The following is a 16046-nucleotide window of genomic DNA, read 5'->3' on the forward strand; positions in this document are numbered from 1 at the left end:
ATTGAACCCGCTTTTTTGAGGAGCACCAGAATGGGTATATTTTCTCGCTTTGCCGATATTGTGAATGCCAACATCAACTCCCTGCTGGAGCGTGCCGAGGACCCACAAAAGTTGGTCCGCCTGATGATTCAGGAGATGGAAGATACGCTGATTGAAGTGCGTTCCACCTCTGCGCGTGCGCTGGCAGAGAAAAAACATCTGCAACGTCGCATTGAACAGGCTGAAGTGCAGCAGGCTGAGTGGCAAGAAAAGGCTGAACTGGCGCTGCGTCGTGAAAAAGACGATCTGGCCCGTGCCGCACTGATTGAAAAACAGAAACTGACCGATTTGATCGGTTCGCTGCGTGATGAAGTCGTACAGGTCGAAGAGACGCTGAATCGCCTGAAAGGTGAAATTGGTGAGCTGGAGAAAAAACTGAGTGAAACTCGCGCACGCCAGCAGGCGCTGACGCTGCGTCATCAGGCTGCCAGCAACTCACGTGATGTGCGTCGCCAGCTCGACAGCGGCAAAATTGATGAAGCCATGGCGCGCTTCGAATCGTTTGAACGCCGTATTGACCATATGGAAGCAGAAGCGGAAAGCCAGCGTTTTGGCAAAAGTAAAAGCCTCGACCAGCAGTTTGCCGAGTTGCAGGCCGATGACGAGATCAGCGAGCAGCTTGCTGCGCTGAAAGCCAAAATGAACCGTAGTGAATAAGACTGACGTATCAACGCGTGATTAAGGAGAGTCCATGAGCGCCTTGTTTCTTGCTATTCCGTTAACCATTTTTGTGCTGTTTGTCGCCCCAATTTGGCTTTGGCTGCACTACAGCAACAAACGTAACGGTAACTCACTGGCGGCTGGCGATGTTCAGCAGTTGCAACAGCTCAATCAGGATGCGCAACGGATGCGTGAGCGTATTCTGGCACTGGAAGCGATTCTGGATGCAGAACACCCAAACTGGAGGCAGCCATAATGAATGGACGTAAACTGTGGCGTCTGCCGGAAAAGGGTAAAGTACGCGGCGTGTGTGCCGGACTGGCAGAGTATTTTGACATTCCGGTGCTGTTACTGCGGGTGATTGTGGTGTTGTCGTTGTTCTTTGGCCTGTTTGCCATCACCATTACGCTCTATTTCGTGCTGGGCTTTGTCCTGGATGAAAAACCGCAAGCGGTCAGCGAGCAGGAGGCCAGCAGCCCGGCACCGGGTCAACTGCTTGATGAACTGGCGCGGGATATGCAGCGTGACGAGCAACGCATCAGAGAGATGGAACGTTACGTCACGTCTGAAACCTTCGGCGTTCGTAGTCGTTTCCGGCAACTATAAGCCCGCAGGCACCAGCGGGTTCTGTCTAAAAAAGAGGTACAATGATGCAACACGCTAACCTGCGTCGTCGCGCAGCCCCGGCGCTGAAGTCGGTGGCGAAATTTATCATTATCTCAGCCGTGACTTATGGCCCAGCGGGAGTGACGGGCTGGGCAGTAAAATCGGTCGCACGCCGCCCGCTGCGTCTGCTGATCTCACTGGCACTTGAGCCAGTGCTGAGTAAAGTGATGCGCCGCCTGGCGTCACGCTTCATCAAGGAGTCCGATGATCAATCTGCAAAACCAGCTGCGGGAACTGATGGATCGCGGTACTGACCGCCATCTTCGCCTTGCAGTCACCGGCCTGAGCCGGAGCGGTAAAACCGCATTTATTACCTCGCTGGTTAACCAGCTGCTTAACGTTAACAGCGGCGCGCGTCTGCCGCTGTTTTCCGTGGTGCGCGATCAACGTTTGCTCGGCGTTAAACGGGTGCCACAGCGCGATATGGGCACCGCCCGCTTTAGCTATGATGAAGGGATCGCGCAGCTCTATTCCACCCCGCCAACCTGGCCCACGCCGACCCGAGGCATAAGCGAAATGCAGCTCGCGCTGCGCTATCGACCACAAAATTCCCTGTTGCGCCATCTGCGTGACACCGCCACGTTATATCTGGAGATCGTCGATTATCCCGGTGAGTGGCTGCTCGATTTACCCATGCTGGCACAAGACTACCTCAGTTGGTCACGGCAGATGGTTGGCCTGTTACAAGGTGAGCGGGGCGAGTTAGCCGCGACATGGCGTCGTTTATGTCAGGATTTTGACCCGTTCGCACCCGCTGATGAAAACCAACTGGCGGACGTTGCCGCCGCCTGGACCGACTACCTGCACCAGTGCAAGCAGGCCGGGCTGCATTTCATCCAACCTGGGCGGTTTATTTTGCCAGGTGATATGGCCGGTGCTCCTGCATTGCAATTCTTCCCGTTACCCGGACTGGACGACCTCCCGGCCAGCAAGCTGGCACAGGTTGAGAAGGGGTCGCATCTGCACATGTTACAGACGCGCTATGCATGGTACTGCCAGCATGTGGTGAAAGGGTTCTATCGCGATCATTTCCTGCGTTTCGATCGCCAGATTGTATTAGTCGATTGCCTACAGCCGCTGAATACCGGCCCGCAGGCGTTTAACGATATGCGACTGGCGCTGACGCAACTGATGCAGAGTTTTCACTACGGTCAGCGAACGCTGTTTCGCCGCCTCTTCTCGCCGGTGATCGATCGCTTGCTGTTCGCAGCGACCAAAGCCGATCACATCACCGCCGACCAACATGGCAACATGGTGTCGTTGCTGCAACAGCTGGTGCAGGATGCCTGGCAGAATGCGGCATTTGAAGGTATCAGCATTGACTGCCTGGGGCTCGCTTCGGTGCAGGCAACGGAAAGTGGCACCGTGAGCCATAACGGAGAAACGATTCCTGCTCTGCGCGGTGCAAGGCTGAGTGATGGTACGCCGCTTACCGTCTATCCTGGCGAAGTCCCGCCGCGTTTGCCGGGGCCGCAGTTCTGGCAGGAGCAGGGTTTCCAGTTCGAGCAGTTCCGCCCACGCGCACACACTACCGATCAACCGTTGCCGCATATTCGCCTTGATGCCGCACTGGAATTTTTACTGGGAGATAAACTGCGATGACACAGACGCCGATTAAACCCCGCCTCGACTTCACCGAGACGCTGGAGCAAAAACAGGACGTTGAGATCAAGCCAAATCAGGTGTTTGACGAGCGCAGTGATAGCTTTATCAGCGAGCCGGAAACGGACCTGGAGGCGGTTACTCCGGATGCAGCAGAGCAGGCGGTGGATGCTGCACTCCGGCCAAAACGCAGCTTGTGGCGTCGGATGGTCGCGCTGGGATGCGGTTTGCTGGCGGTGAGTGTGGTCGCACAAGGCGTACAGTGGATGCACGATGCCTGGCAAACCCATGACTGGTTTGCGCTCGGGTTGGGCAGTGCCGGTGGGCTGATTGTACTGGCCGGTGCAGGTGCATTGGGCAGTGAGTGGCAACGTATGCGGCGTCTGCGCCAGCGCGGAGAGGCCCGTGACAGAGGTCGTGAACTCTTGCACAGCCAGGGCATCGGCCAGGGTCGCGTATTCTGTGAGGCGCTAGCCCAGCAGGCGGGGCTGGATCAAGGCCATCAGGCGCTGCAACGCTGGCGTGCGGCGCTGCATGAGACTCACAACGACAGCGAAGAAGTGCGGCTCTACGCGCAAATCGTCCAGCCGGTGTTGGACCGCCAGGCGCGAAGTGAAATCAGCCGACATGCGGCAGAGTCCGCGTTGATGATTGCCGTGAGCCCGTTGGCACTGGTGGATATGGCCTTTATTGCCTGGCGTAATATTCGGCTGGTCAACCGCATTGCCGCGCTGTATGGCATTGAGCTGGGCTACTTTAGCCGTATCCGTCTGTTCCGTCTGGTCTTGCTTAATATTGCTTTTGCGGGTGCTTCAGAGCTGGTGCGCGAAGTGGGTATGGACTGGATGTCCCAGGATTTGGCCGCCAGGCTCTCCGCGCGCGCTGCGCAGGGCATTGGGGCGGGGCTGTTAACTGCCCGTCTTGGGGTTAAAGCGATGGAGCTGTGCCGCCCACTGCCATGGCTGGAGAATGACAAACCGCGTTTAGGCGATTTCCGCCGCGAGCTGATCACTCAGCTCCGCGCCCGAGGTGCAGATAAAAACAGCGGATAATGTCTGGGCTGTCAACTTTTCCTGACAGCCCCCTTCCTGATCCGACCTGTATTGACGTATGATTTCATTATCAATATCAGTACAAGGCCTCCGCTATGCGTCTTGAAGTTTTTTGCCAGGACCGAATCGGTCTGGCGCGTGAACTGCTCGATCTCCTCGTCGCGCGCAATATCGATCTGCGTGGCATTGAAATTGCCTCTCTCGGACGAATTTACCTCAACTTTAGTGCGCTGGAATTTACCGCTTTCAGTAATTTAATGGCGGAAATTCGGCGTACGCCTGGCGTGACAGATGTGCGCACGGTGGCTTACATGCCTTCTGAACGTGAACATCGCTCGTTGAGCGCGCTGTTAATTGCGATGCCAGAGCCGGTCTTCTCTATCGATTTGAAGGGCAAGGTTGAGCTGAGCAACCCGGCGGCACAAAACCTGTTTAATCTGGATGAGCAGAAAATCCGCAATCACAACGCCATTAACCTGATCGCCGGATTTAACTTCCTGCGCTGGCTGGAGAGTGAGCGTGTTGAAGCCCAGGCACAACATGTGGTGATTGAAGGACGCGATTTCCTGATGGAAGCTCGCCCCGTCTACCTCAGTGCCGATCAGGCCGAAGAGGGGCAACTGGTGGGCGCAATGGTGATGCTCAAATCCACCGCGCGTATGGGGCAGCAACTGCAAAAACTGATGGTCACGGACGAGTCCGAATTCGAGCATATCGTGGCGGTGGCACCGAAGATGCGTCAGGTGGTGGATCAGGCGCGCAAACTGGCGATGCACGACGCGCCCTTGCTGATCATTGGTGATACCGGCACCGGCAAAGATATGCTTGCCCGTGCCTGTCACCTGCGCAGCGCGCGCGGCAAAAAGCCGTTCCTCGCGCTTAATTGTGCGTCACTGCCGGATGATGTGGCGGAAAGCGAGCTGTTCGGTCACGCTGCGGGCGCGTATCCCAATGCGCTGGAAGGCAAAAAAGGCTTCTTCGAACAGGCCAACGGCGGTTCAGTCTTGCTGGATGAGATCGGCGAGATGTCACCGCGTATGCAGACTAAGCTATTGCGTTTCCTCAACGACGGCACTTTCCGCCGTGTGGGTGAAGAGCATGAGGTACACGTTGATGTGCGCGTGATTTGTGCCACGCAGAAAAACCTGATTGAGCTGGTGAAAAACGGGGAGTTCCGTGAAGACCTGTTTTACCGCCTCAATGTTCTGACGTTGAACCTGCCACCGTTACGTGAGCGTCCGCAGGACATCCTGCCGTTAACCGAACTGTTTGTGGCACGCTTCGCCGATGAACAGGGCATTCCACGTCCGCGTCTGTCGACCCAGCTGACACCGTTCCTGACGCGCTATAACTGGCCGGGTAACGTGCGGCAGTTGAAAAACGCGCTCTATCGGGCGCTGACCCAGTTGGAAGGGTATGAGCTGCGACCACAGGATATCGTGCTGCCGGAACAGTCGCTGGATATGCGCATGGATGACGGGGCGATTGAAGGCTCACTGGATGAAATCACCAGTCGTTTTGAACGGTCGGTGCTGACACGTCTTTATCTCTCTTATCCCAGCACGCGAAAGCTGGCGAAACGTCTTGGTGTATCGCACACCGCGATTGCCAATAAATTGCGTGAGTATGGATTGAGCCAGAAACGCGGCGAAGGAGAGGGGGAGTAAACAAAGTGTGGATGGCCGAGGGGCCATCCACAACGGCACTTATTTCAGTGCTGCCAGTGCTGCTGCGTAGTTTGGCTCATCGGTGATTTCGTTCACCAGTTCGCGGTGAATCACTTTATCCTGCTCATCCAGAACCACGACTGCACGTGCAGTCAGGCCTTTCAGTGCGCCTTCGCTGATCGCGACGCCGTAATCCTGTTTGAACTCTGCGCCACGCAGGGTAGACAGGGTCACAACATTCTCCAGGCCTTCTGCGCCACAGAAACGCGCCTGAGCAAACGGCAGGTCAGCAGAAATGCACAGCACTACGGTGTTTTCCAGGTTTGCTGCTTCAGTGTTGAACTTACGCACAGAAGCGGCGCAAACGCCGGTATCAATGCTTGGGAAAATGTTCAGTACTTTACGCTTACCGGCAAACTGCGCAAGGCCAACGTCAGCGAGGTCTTTGGCAACCAGAGAGAAAGGTTTAGCCTGGTCACCCTGCTGTGGAAACTCACCGGCTACTGGGACAGGGTTACCCTGAAAATGTACGTTCTGAGACATGTTCTTTCCTTTTAATTGATGGAATAACTCTGCGTGCGAGTCATCAATGCAAATTCAGGTTCAGTTTATGACATATTTTTTAGGGGTTTACGAGCGCTATTCTTGCCTTTCTGCCATGCTAGAACCAATGCAACCGGACTGAGGGAGAGGGACGATGTATCAGGTAAAATGTTATCCCGAAGTATGGCCACTGCATGTGCCGCTCAGGCTGGCCGGGGAACGCCGCAGCGATATCACGGTGATCGTGGTGGAACTGGAGAAGAACGGCATCAAAGCCACGGGAGAAGCCGCGCCGCAGGCACGTTTCGCGGAGAGTGAAGAGAGCGTGCTGGCCCAAATTGGCAGCTTGTTACCCCAGCTACAGCAGGGTATTTCCCGCCAGGAGCTGCAAACGCGACTTCCTGCAGGCGCTGCACGCAATGCGATTGATAGTGCGCTATGGCAGTGGGAAAGGGCGCAAAGCAGCACTCCGGCGATGCCTGCGATAATGAACACCGCCCGGTGTATTCACATTGATACCCCAGAGGCGATGGCCAGCAGTGCCAGCGCGCTGTGGCAGCATGGTTTTGATCGCCTGCGTATCCGGCTGGATGAACATCTGATCAGCGAACGTCTGATTGCCATTCGGGCAGCGGTGCCCGAAGCGACACTATTCGTCGATGCGATGGAAAGCTGGAGTGCTGATGGGCTAGCGGCGCGTTGCCAGTTGCTGGCCGATCTCCAGGTGCAGGTTCTGATTCAGCCGTTGCCGGTGGGAAAAGACGCCGCACTCAGCCATTTCATTCATCCCCTGCCGATTGCCGCCGATGCCAGCTGTCGCAGCCGGGAGCAACTTCCTGCACTGCAATCCTGTTATGACATGGTGGTGATCACGCTCGACAAGGCGGGGGGGTTGACGGAAGCCCTGGCACTGGCCGAGGCGGCACATCAACAGGGGCTAAAAGTGCTGGCGGGTTGCAGTCTGGGCACTTCACGTGCCATGCGCGCAGCATTGCCTTTGGCACAGGTCGCGGATGAAATTGATTTGGATGGGGCCAGCTGGCTGGCGGCTGACTGTGAACCCTCGGTCACCGTGCGTGACGGGAAAGTGTACTTTTAACAAGGAATAGATCATGAAGAAAGGCTGGTGGGGCGTAGTGTTAAGCCTTCCTTTTACGGCTGTCGCGGCGGATGTACCAGCAGGTGCACAGCTGGCTGCCAGTCAGGATATTGTGCGACATCTTAAGGATGAGCCGGTTTCTCTCGACCCCATGAAGGCGCAGGGGTTACCGGAAATTCAGGTGATTCGCGATCTGTTTGAAGGGCTGACCAATCAGGCCGCGGATGGCACGATTGTACCGGGCGTAGCGCAGAGCTGGCAGACACAGGACAACAAAATTTGGCGCTTCACCCTGCGCAGCGATGCGCGCTGGTCTGACGGCACGCCACTGCGAGCGCGTGATTTTGTCTACAGTTGGCAGCGGCTGGTTGACCCCGCAAATGCCTCACCACTGGCCTGGTTTGCCGCACTGAGCGGAATTGAAAATGCAGCCGCGATCAGCAAAGGGCAACGTGCTCCTGATACCCTGGGGATCAAAGCGCTGGATGACACCCATTTACAAGTGACGCTCGAACGCGCCGTGCCCTGGTTCCCGAGCCTGGTGGCTAACGCAGCCCTGTTTCCGGTGCCCGCCAGCGAGATAACCCGGCTGGGTGAACACTGGACCGATCCGGCGAAATTAGTGGGAAATGGTACCTATACGCTGCAACAGCGGGTGATCAACGAAAAGCTGGTGTTACAGCGTAATCCGCAATACTGGGATAACAAGCAGACGGTGATTAACCAGGTGACATTCTTACCGATTAACGAAGAGTCGGCGGCGACACAACGTTATCGTGCTGGCGATATCGACATCACCGAATCGTTCCCGAAAAACATGTATGCCCTGTTGAGCAAAAGCCTGCCGGGGCAGGTCTATACACCCGCACAGCTCGGTACCTATTACTACGCGTTTAATACGCAAAAAGGCCCCACTCAGGATGTGCGCGTGCGCAAGGCGCTGTCATGGAGTATTGATCGTCGGGTGATTGCCGAGAAAGTCCTGGGCACCGGGGAAAAGCCTGCCTGGCATTTTACGCCAGATGTGACAGCCGGGTTTAAGCCACAGCCTTCATGGCTAGAGCAACACAGTCAGCAGGAGTTGAATGTGCAGGCGAAAGCCCTGTTGGCCGCCGCGGGATACGGGCCAGATCACCCCTTGCAGCTTACCTTGTTGTACAACACGGCTGAAAACCATCAACGCATCGCCATTGCTGTGGCTTCAATGTGGAAGAAAAATCTCGGCGTGCAGGTAAAACTGCAAAACCAGGAGTGGAAAACCTACCTTGATAGCCGTAACAGCGGCAACTTTGATGTGATCCGCGCCTCCTGGATTGGTGACTACAATGAACCTTCTACGTTCCTGAACCTGCTTACCAGCGGTAACAGCAGCAATATCCCGCGTTTCAATAATGCCGCCTATGATGCCGTGATTAAGCAGGCCAGCCTGGCGACCAGCGCCAGCGCCCGTGAACGGGACTATAACCAGGCCGAGCAAATCCTGGGTGATGAAGTGCCGATTGCACCGTTGTATCAATACACCAACGCGCGGCTCATCAAACCCTGGGTAAAAGGCTACCCGATCGATAACCCCGAAGATGTGGCCTACAGCCGTGAGCTGTGGATCGAGAAACACTGATTTGCCGTTCGCTAACAACCTGTTTAAGGCCTTGAAGACGTCGTTGCACAGGCCTGGAGTGTTTCCATATTTCGCGTTTGTCACTTTTCCTCACAGGGCAAAGATTGCAAGTCGGAAGGGGATAGCTAAACTGTATCCTGTTGATTTAGATAGAGAGGCGATGTTGTGAACGTGATTGAAGGTAAAGCGCTACAGGTTTCTGATGCCATTATTTCCTGCCAGTTAGATGGCCAGGGTGGTCTGATTGCCATTGATGATAAAGACGTTATTCATTGTGAGCGCCCCTGCTGGCTGCACCTTAATTACACGCATCGGGGCAGTGCGGAATGGCTGCAATCGACCCCGCTGATCCCGGATGCGGTGCGTGATGCTCTGGCGGGTGACAGCGTGCGCCCGCGTGTCACCCGCCTTGGCGATGGGTTCATGATTGTGCTGCGCAGTATCAATCACAACAGTGACTCTCGTCCCGATCAACTGGTGGCGATGCGGGTGTTCATTAACGACAAACTGATCGTGTCTACGCGTCGGCGCAAGGTTTATGCCGTCGATGAAGTGCTGACCGATCTGCAAAATGGCAATGGCCCGGTGGATGGTGGAGACTGGCTGGTCGATATCTGCGACAGCCTGACCGACCAGGCCAGCGAGTTTATTGAAGAGCTACACGATAAAATTATCGAACTGGAAGATGCACTGGTGGATCAGCGCCTTCCGGCACGCGGTGAGCTGGCGCTATTGCGCAAGCAGCTGATTGTGATGCGGCGCTACATGGCACCCCAGCGCGATGTGTTCTCGCGCCTCGCCAGTGAAAAACTGCCGTGGATGGATGATATTAATCGTCGACGTATGCAAGACATTGCTGATCGTCTTGGTCGTGGCTTAGATGACATCGATGCCTGTGTGGCGCGCACCGCCGTATTAGCGGATGAACTCTCTTCACAGCTACAAGAGGCGATGAACCGCCGAACGTATACCATGTCGCTGCTCGCCATGATCTTCCTGCCCACCACTTTCCTCACCGGCCTGTTCGGCGTCAACCTCGGCGGTATTCCTGGGGGATCGTGGCCTTTGGGTTTCACCGTGTTTTGCTTCCTGCTGGTTATCCTGGTGGTGGGGATGTCAGCCTGGTTAAAACGACGTAAGTGGCTATAAATGCAGAAGAGGCAACAAAACCTGATCTATATCAATATTCGTTAACGCTAACCGGGGCAAACTCTCTCTCGCAGGTGAATACAACGTCAGGCGATGGACGTTGTACTCCATATTGTCTCACTTAGTGTTCGAGTCTTTGCATAGCAGACGTCACTCATCACAGGCCAGCTCGTATCCGCTGGCCCTTTTTTTTGCCGCTTCGCCACTCCGGTTAATTGTGCTCTACGCTTAAATATCATCCCTTATTAAGGAGAACGGTATGCAAGCTTTCATCATGAGCGAACCGATTCCTACTGACCCACCGCCGATTCCCGAGCCGCTGCCGCATCCCCAGCCGACCCCTCAGCCCGATGGGCCCGAGCCGGAACTGCCGCCGATTCTTGTTCCACCGCCGTATCGTTAAATCGCGCTGACTCACATGGCTTTTTAGGCCTTTCGGCGGCGCTCTGGTTTCACTGCGCATAAACTTACGTATAATGTGCGTTTATTCCGTTACCTGCGCCCGCCGTCAGGCAAGTCATCAGAGTTCCAGAGCGACCATGAATCACACCGATACCCGTAAAGAAACCCTTGAGTTCAACAAGCTAGCCAAGCGCCTGCGCCGCAACGTTGGCAATGCGATTACCGACTACAACATGATTGAAGAGGGTGATGTGGTCATGGCCTGCATGAGTGGCGGTAAAGACTCATTCGCCATGCTGGATATTTTACTCAGCTTGCAGAAAGTGGCTCCGATCCACTTTGAAGTGATTGCGGTTAACCTCGATCAGAAACAGCCGGGCTTCCCGGAGCATATCCTGCCGGACTATTTTGAAACCCTGAATATTCCTTACTACATCGTGGATAAAGACACCTATTCAGTGGTGAAAGAGAAGGTGCCAGAGGGGAAAACCACCTGTGGCCTATGCTCGCGCCTGCGCCGTGGCACGCTTTACTCATTTGCGGAGAAAATTGGTGCCACCAAAATCGCGCTGGGCCACCACATGGATGACATGGTCGAAACGCTGTTTCTGAACATGTTCCACGGCGCACGCCTGAAGGGGATGCCACCTAAGTTGCGTTCAGATGATGGTCGTAACGTGGTCATTCGTCCGCTGACCTACTGCCGCGAAAAAGATTTGATCCGCTTTGCTGAAGAGAAAAACTTCCCGATCATCCCTTGCAACCTCTGCGGCTCGCAGGAAAACCTGCAACGCCAGGCGATTAAAGCGATGCTCACCGAGTGGGATAAAAAAGACGCTGGTCGCGTAGAAAGCGTGTTTAAGTCGCTGCAAAACGTCAGCCCGAGTCAGCTGGCGGATAAGAACCTGTTTGATTTTGAATCCCTGCCGCTGGATCGCAGCGGTGAAAGGGCAGAGTACGCGTTCAGCGAAGCCACTGTCTCTTCAACCAACATCGATAAAGCCCTGTATATCGACGTCGCGAATATCTAACTCCTTGGCCCGTATCGTTTTCCTGAACAAACGATGCGGGTTTCCCCTGTTGGCTTAACACGATGATATCTCGCTGAATGACCCCGTTATCAGCGATTCCCTCTGCACTTTTGCTCAGTAAAGCCGCAAAACAGGACAAATCCGCTTGTAAATCCGTAAAGAAAATTTTGTAAAAAGCTGTGTCACCCCTCGACCCGTTAATCCTGCTGACATATTCTGATCCGGCCCTTAACCCTTTATCCCCGGAGTTTGACGCATGAAAGCAGCCCACCTCTTGTTGGCCGCAGGCACTTTGCTGCTGGCCGCCTGTAGCAGTGAACCACAGCAACAGGCTACCGCAGCCCACGTTCAGCCTCATGTCGTTATGGCCTCGATGGCGGAATCGACCTGTGCCTCCGCAGGTGGCGTGTTGGCTTTCTCCCGCCAACTGGATGGCAGCCGGGTAGGGATGTGTCAGCTGGCTAATGGCCGTCGTTGTGACGAACAAGCGTTATTGGGCGGTAGCTGCGCACGCTGAGTTTCAGGCAGGCCGTCACTCGGCCCGCCAGACATTCAGGCGTTAACCTGGTTGGCGCAGGCTTTACCCTGTGCCACCTGCTGTAAGTTATCCAGCGTGGTATGAGAAATCGCGCTCAGCGCCTCTTCGGTCAGAAATGCCTGATGACCGGTAAACAGCACATTGTGGCAGGCAGATAAGCGGCGGAAAATATCGTCCTGAATCACGTCATTGGATTTGTCCTCAAAGAACAGATCGCGCTCGTTCTCATACACATCCAGCCCCAGTGAGCCAATTTTTTGCTGTTTGAGTGCGTCAATAGCGGCCTGTGAATCAATCAGCCCACCACGGCTGGTATTAATGATCATCACGCCGTCGCGCATTTTGGCGAAGGCTGCCGCATTTAACAGATGGTAATTTTCTGGCGTGAGCGGGCAGTGCAGGCTGATCACCTGAGATTCAGCAAACAGCGTATCCAGACTCACGTACTCAACGCCGAGTGCCAGCGCATCCGGGTTTTGCCACGGATCTACCGCCAGCAGGCGCATGCCAAACCCTTTCAGAATACGCAGCGTGGCGACACCGATCTTTCCGGTGCCTATCACGCCCGCCGTTTTCCCATGCATATTGAAGCCGGTCAGGCCTTCGAGCGAAAAGTTTGCATCACGGGTGCGTAGCCAGGCGCGATGAATACGGCGATTCAGCGCCATCATCATGGCAATGGCATGTTCGGCGACGGCTTCCGGTGAGTAGGCAGGCACACGTACCACCTGCATTCCCGCTTGTTGTGCCGCGGCCAAATCCACATTGTTAAAGCCCGCGCAGCGCAATGCGATGGTTTTGACGCCCAGGGCGGCCAGTTCGTGAATCACGCTGGCGCTGCAATCATCGTTAACAAAGATGCAGACGGCATCACACCCGGCGGCATTTTTAGCGGTGGTGCTGGTGAGCAAAAAATCAAAAAAGTGCAGTTCAAAACCGAAGTGGCGGTTCTCTTGCTCGAGGAATTTCTGGTCATAATGACGGGTACTGTAGACGGCAACTTTCATCATCTGGCTCCAAAAAAGGGAATGCTTACCACAGGATACGCTTTTATTCCCCTTTTTGCCGCCTGACAAGCTAACCTTCAATCAGCGGACAAACCGTGTCATCATTATCGTCAGAAATTTGTTAAGAACAGGATTATCGTGCTGATTTCTCGCCGTTTACGTCGCCCACTTGCTGTGGTGATGGCTTTAATAGTGCTCGTACTTGGGCTGCTCTTGACCGTAAGCCAGTGGCTGCCTCGGCTGGCTGGCTTTTGGCTGCCTGCGGATACGCGCATTGAACTGGAGAAAGGCATTGGTTTTCATCAGCATCAACTGGTGCTGCAACAGATTCGATACCTTGCAGATGACTGTGCCATCGCGACCGTATCCAACGCCCGGCTGGGCTGGAAGCAGGGGCGCTGGCAGTTACAGGCAGATAAGCTGACGCTAAATAGCCTGTGCTGGCAAAACCTCTCCTCATCGCCTGACGACCAGGCCCCCCGCACGCTGCAACAGTGGCAGGCGTTGCTGCCGGGAGCTGATATTCATCTGGCAACCATTGAAGTGCTGCCCTGGCAACAGTACGCAGGACAACTGGATATGCAGCTAGATGCACAACAGCAGGTGGTGCATTTTCGGGGTGAGAACCTCCAGCTTGAAGCCAGTCTCACCGGGCAACAGCTGCACATTTCCCATCTGCAGGTGCAGGACAGCCATCTGCCACAACCCGTGACGCTGGAAGGGAACGTAGAGTTACCGCCACTGGCTGACGGTGCTCCCATCAGCGGTGCGGTGAACGCTTCACTGTCATTAAGTGACTGGCCGCAGCCATTGAACCTCGCTTTGCAGTGGCAGCAACAGCAGGGGACTTTACAGGTCACCACGCCCAGCCAAACCGCACCTTTGCTGCATCTGCCATGGCACCTCGACCAGCAACAGATCGTGATTGAGAACGGACAGTATCAGTGGCCACTCAGTAGCCAGCCGCTCTCCGGTTTCCTGACGTTGCGGCTCGACAACTGGCGTGCCGGACTGGATGCAACCACTATTACCGGACGCCTGAATGTGTTAACCCAGGGGCGGGGTGGGAAAGGTAATGCGGTGTTAAATATCGGGCCGGGTAAACTCAGTCTGACCGATAGCCAACTGCCGCTGCAACTCACGGGTGAAAGCAAGCTGTCTGAGTTGCAGCTCTATGCCACGCTGCATGGCGTACTGAGCGGCGCCGTAATGGACCCGCAGCTAGCCTTTCAACCTGGCAGTTTGCTGCGGTTACGTGGGCGTGTATTAGACAGTTTTGACGTCCAGGAGGCGCGCTGGCCGCTGGCTGGTGTTCGTCTTTCGTCACAAGGCATCAACGGACGCCTCCAGGCGATTGTGCGGGCGAATAATCCGTTGGCCGGCCCGCTAGCGCTTCATCTGGACGGTGGTGCCAGCAATTTCTGGCCGGACAGCGGTGAATGGCGCTGGCGTTACTGGGGAAGCGGTGAACTGCGCCCGGTCAATGCGCGCTGGCAGGTGCAGGGTAACGGTGGCTGGCAGCAGACGCTGATCCATTTTGACCAGATGGAAGCGCGTTTTAACCAATTCAAATACGGCATTGCCCAGGTCGATCGGCCCTTGCTGAAGCTCACCGCGCCCGTCAACTGGCAGCGTGACCCAGGGCAACCGGCATTTAGCGGTTCCTTCAGCCTGAGTGCCAGCGGCACGACCTTTGATTTTGGTGGTCGATTACCGGCAGGGGCGATGATTTTTGATGCCAAAGGGCGCGATCCTGGCGCTTTTGTCTGGCGCGGGGCGATGCAGGCCGGGGAAATTGGCCCACTGCGCGTACATGGCCGTTGGGATGGTTCACGGCTACGCGGTGAAGCCTGGTGGCCAACCCAGTCGTTAAAGGTGTTCCAGCCGCTGCTGAATCCCGATCTCAAACTTCAAATTACCGGCGGCGATCTTCAGGCGCAGGTGGCCTTTTCTGCGGCCAGCGATCAGGGGTTCCGCGCCGGGGGGCACTGGCTGGTGAAGAAGGGGAGCTTGCTGCTACCGGACAGCGAAATCAGTGGACTGGATTTCTCACTGCCATTCCGGCTGGAAAACCAGCGCTGGCAGTTGGGGATCAAAAAACCGGTGGCGCTGCGTATTGGCGAATACCGGAACCAGTTTACTGCCCATGACATTCGCGCCGATTTGATAGGCTTCTGGCCGTGGAGTGAATCCCATCCTCTTTCTCTCCAGGATGTCAGCATGCGCATGTTGGATGGCGAGATCACCTTGGCACAATTGCGTCTGCCGCAGCATCAGGCTGGCACAGTGAAACTCAACCAGATCAGCATGAGCCACCTGGTGACCGCCTTGAAACCGAAACAGCTAGCGATGTCGGGGCGGATTGACGGTGAGCTGCCGCTGTGGCTGGAAAATAGCCAGTGGCTGGTACAGCAAGGCTGGATTGCCAACAGCGGCCCGCTAACGCTGCGTCTGGATAAAGACATGGCAGATGCGCTGACGCGCAGCAACTTTGCGGCGGGTGCGGCGCTGGACTGGCTGCGTTATATGGAGATCCATCAGGCGCGCACGCGTCTCGATCTGACGCGTAACGGCGATATGACACTACAGGCCCAGGTCCAGGGCACCAGCCGTTTCAGTAACCGTAATCAACTGGTTAATCTTAACTATCGCCAACAGGAAAATCTGTTCCAGCTATGGCAGAGCCTGCGTTTTGGCGATAATGTGCAATCCCGCGTGGCGCAACAAGCTACGCTGCCTGAGCAAAAGGACACAAAATGAGCCCAAGGGCACTCTGGCTACTGGCCGCCTTACTACCACTTTCCGGCTGTACGCCGCGTATCGAAGTGGCAGCCCCGAAAGATCCCATCACCATCAATATGAATGTGAAAATCGAGCACGATATAAATATCAAAGCGGATAAAGAAGTGGAGTCGTTACTGAAAGATCAGAGCGGGCAAAACAAATAAAAAAAAGCCGGGCGCAAGGCCCGGC

The 16046-nt window shown here is 55.5% G+C and carries 17 protein-coding genes; 15 read left to right on the forward strand and 2 right to left on the reverse strand.

The window, feature by feature from the left end; genetic code table 11:
- Positions 1-30: 30 nt before the first annotated feature.
- From pspA to tyrR, 7 genes are all read left to right on the forward strand, one after another.
- Positions 31-696 carry a phage shock protein PspA gene (gene pspA / locus F3J40_RS10290; protein ID WP_017346220.1) on the forward strand — a complete coding sequence of 222 codons (666 nt, stop codon included), beginning with the start codon at positions 31-33 and terminating at the stop codon, positions 694-696.
- Positions 697-730: 34 nt separating this feature from the next.
- The gene (gene pspB, locus F3J40_RS10295; RefSeq protein WP_017346219.1) at positions 731-955 is read left to right on the forward strand and encodes an envelope stress response membrane protein PspB; all 225 of its coding nucleotides are present in this window, start codon (positions 731-733) and stop codon (positions 953-955) included.
- Positions 952-1305 (forward strand): envelope stress response membrane protein PspC, encoded by a 354-nt coding sequence (gene pspC / locus F3J40_RS10300; protein ID WP_167014476.1) that lies wholly within the window; start codon positions 952-954, stop codon positions 1303-1305. The genes pspB and pspC overlap by 4 nt, the downstream gene beginning before the upstream one ends.
- 44 nt (positions 1306-1349) lie before the next feature.
- The gene (pspD, locus tag F3J40_RS10305) at positions 1350-1619 is read left to right on the forward strand and encodes a phage shock protein PspD (protein WP_017346217.1); all 270 of its coding nucleotides are present in this window, start codon (positions 1350-1352) and stop codon (positions 1617-1619) included.
- The gene (locus tag F3J40_RS10310; RefSeq protein WP_167014286.1) at positions 1570-2967 is read left to right on the forward strand and encodes a YcjX family GTP-binding protein; all 1398 of its coding nucleotides are present in this window, start codon (positions 1570-1572) and stop codon (positions 2965-2967) included. Before pspD ends, F3J40_RS10310 begins: the two co-directional genes overlap by 50 nt.
- Positions 2964-4019, forward strand: coding sequence for a YcjF family protein (locus tag F3J40_RS10315; RefSeq protein ID WP_167014288.1), 1056 nt, complete (start codon positions 2964-2966; stop codon positions 4017-4019). Before F3J40_RS10310 ends, F3J40_RS10315 begins: the two co-directional genes overlap by 4 nt.
- A 95-nt stretch (positions 4020-4114) precedes the next feature.
- A complete protein-coding gene (gene tyrR / locus F3J40_RS10320; RefSeq protein ID WP_167014290.1) occupies positions 4115-5686 on the forward strand; it encodes a transcriptional regulator TyrR in 1572 nt (523 codons plus the stop codon).
- A gap of 39 nt (positions 5687-5725) precedes the next feature.
- On the opposite strand, the gene tpx is transcribed toward tyrR, so the two are convergent.
- The gene (gene tpx / locus F3J40_RS10325; protein ID WP_167014292.1) at positions 5726-6229 is read right to left on the reverse strand and encodes a thiol peroxidase; all 504 of its coding nucleotides are present in this window, start codon (positions 6227-6229) and stop codon (positions 5726-5728) included.
- Between the two features lie 154 nt (positions 6230-6383).
- Here tpx and ycjG point away from each other — a divergent pair, with 154 nt between their 5' ends.
- From ycjG to F3J40_RS10355, 6 genes are all read left to right on the forward strand, one after another.
- Entirely contained in the window at positions 6384-7328 is a 945-nt protein-coding gene (gene ycjG / locus F3J40_RS10330) for an L-Ala-D/L-Glu epimerase (protein ID WP_167014294.1), read from the forward strand.
- A 13-nt stretch (positions 7329-7341) separates the two neighbouring features.
- The gene (locus F3J40_RS10335) at positions 7342-8946 is read left to right on the forward strand and encodes a peptide ABC transporter substrate-binding protein (RefSeq protein ID WP_167014296.1); all 1605 of its coding nucleotides are present in this window, start codon (positions 7342-7344) and stop codon (positions 8944-8946) included.
- Between the two features lie 165 nt (positions 8947-9111).
- Positions 9112-10095 (forward strand): zinc transporter ZntB, encoded by a 984-nt coding sequence (gene zntB / locus F3J40_RS10340; RefSeq protein ID WP_167014298.1) that lies wholly within the window; start codon positions 9112-9114, stop codon positions 10093-10095.
- Between the two features lie 259 nt (positions 10096-10354).
- Positions 10355-10498 (forward strand): proline-rich small protein YnaL, encoded by a 144-nt coding sequence (gene ynaL / locus F3J40_RS10345; RefSeq protein WP_167014300.1) that lies wholly within the window; start codon positions 10355-10357, stop codon positions 10496-10498.
- Positions 10499-10634: 136 nt separating this feature from the next.
- Positions 10635-11528 carry a tRNA 2-thiocytidine(32) synthetase TtcA gene (gene ttcA, locus F3J40_RS10350; protein ID WP_017346208.1) on the forward strand — a complete coding sequence of 298 codons (894 nt, stop codon included), beginning with the start codon at positions 10635-10637 and terminating at the stop codon, positions 11526-11528.
- A gap of 256 nt (positions 11529-11784) precedes the next feature.
- Complete coding sequence (locus F3J40_RS10355; protein WP_017346205.1) at positions 11785-12045, forward strand: putative hemolysin; 261 nt, start codon at positions 11785-11787, stop codon at positions 12043-12045.
- A gap of 35 nt (positions 12046-12080) precedes the next feature.
- Here F3J40_RS10355 and F3J40_RS10360 read toward each other — a convergent pair whose 3' ends face one another.
- Positions 12081-13073 (reverse strand): 2-hydroxyacid dehydrogenase, encoded by a 993-nt coding sequence (locus F3J40_RS10360; protein WP_167014478.1) that lies wholly within the window; start codon positions 13071-13073, stop codon positions 12081-12083.
- 132 nt (positions 13074-13205) lie between these two features.
- On the opposite strand from F3J40_RS10360, the gene F3J40_RS10365 reads away from it, so the two are divergent.
- Both F3J40_RS10365 and F3J40_RS10370 read left to right on the forward strand, forming a co-directional pair.
- The gene (locus F3J40_RS10365; RefSeq protein WP_167014480.1) at positions 13206-15833 is read left to right on the forward strand and encodes a YdbH family protein; all 2628 of its coding nucleotides are present in this window, start codon (positions 13206-13208) and stop codon (positions 15831-15833) included.
- Positions 15830-16021: a YnbE family lipoprotein gene (locus tag F3J40_RS10370; RefSeq protein WP_167014302.1), complete on the forward strand. Its 192-nt coding sequence runs from the start codon at positions 15830-15832 to the stop codon at positions 16019-16021. The genes F3J40_RS10365 and F3J40_RS10370 overlap by 4 nt, the downstream gene beginning before the upstream one ends.
- The last annotated feature ends 25 nt before the right edge of the window (positions 16022-16046 follow it).

Origin of the sequence: Candidatus Pantoea multigeneris (assembly GCF_011752615.1) — a bacterium.
In the GTDB taxonomy this organism is placed as follows: domain Bacteria; phylum Pseudomonadota; class Gammaproteobacteria; order Enterobacterales; family Enterobacteriaceae; genus Pantoea; species Pantoea multigeneris.

Coding starts and splice junctions, on each gene's coding strand:
- pspA (WP_017346220.1), top strand. CDS start 31: ATGGGTATATTTTCTCGCTTTGCCGATATTGTGAATGCCAACATCAAC.
- pspB (WP_017346219.1), top strand. CDS start 731: ATGAGCGCCTTGTTTCTTGCTATTCCGTTAACCATTTTTGTGCTGTTT.
- pspD (WP_017346217.1), top strand. CDS start 1,350: ATGCAACACGCTAACCTGCGTCGTCGCGCAGCCCCGGCGCTGAAGTCG.
- F3J40_RS10310 (WP_167014286.1), top strand. CDS start 1,570: ATGATCAATCTGCAAAACCAGCTGCGGGAACTGATGGATCGCGGTACT.
- F3J40_RS10315 (WP_167014288.1), top strand. CDS start 2,964: ATGACACAGACGCCGATTAAACCCCGCCTCGACTTCACCGAGACGCTG.
- tyrR (WP_167014290.1), top strand. CDS start 4,115: ATGCGTCTTGAAGTTTTTTGCCAGGACCGAATCGGTCTGGCGCGTGAA.
- tpx (WP_167014292.1), bottom strand. CDS start 6,229: ATGTCTCAGAACGTACATTTTCAGGGTAACCCTGTCCCAGTAGCCGGT.
- ycjG (WP_167014294.1), top strand. CDS start 6,384: ATGTATCAGGTAAAATGTTATCCCGAAGTATGGCCACTGCATGTGCCG.
- F3J40_RS10335 (WP_167014296.1), top strand. CDS start 7,342: ATGAAGAAAGGCTGGTGGGGCGTAGTGTTAAGCCTTCCTTTTACGGCT.
- ynaL (WP_167014300.1), top strand. CDS start 10,355: ATGCAAGCTTTCATCATGAGCGAACCGATTCCTACTGACCCACCGCCG.
- ttcA (WP_017346208.1), top strand. CDS start 10,635: ATGAATCACACCGATACCCGTAAAGAAACCCTTGAGTTCAACAAGCTA.
- F3J40_RS10355 (WP_017346205.1), top strand. CDS start 11,785: ATGAAAGCAGCCCACCTCTTGTTGGCCGCAGGCACTTTGCTGCTGGCC.
- F3J40_RS10360 (WP_167014478.1), bottom strand. CDS start 13,073: ATGAAAGTTGCCGTCTACAGTACCCGTCATTATGACCAGAAATTCCTC.
- F3J40_RS10370 (WP_167014302.1), top strand. CDS start 15,830: ATGAGCCCAAGGGCACTCTGGCTACTGGCCGCCTTACTACCACTTTCC.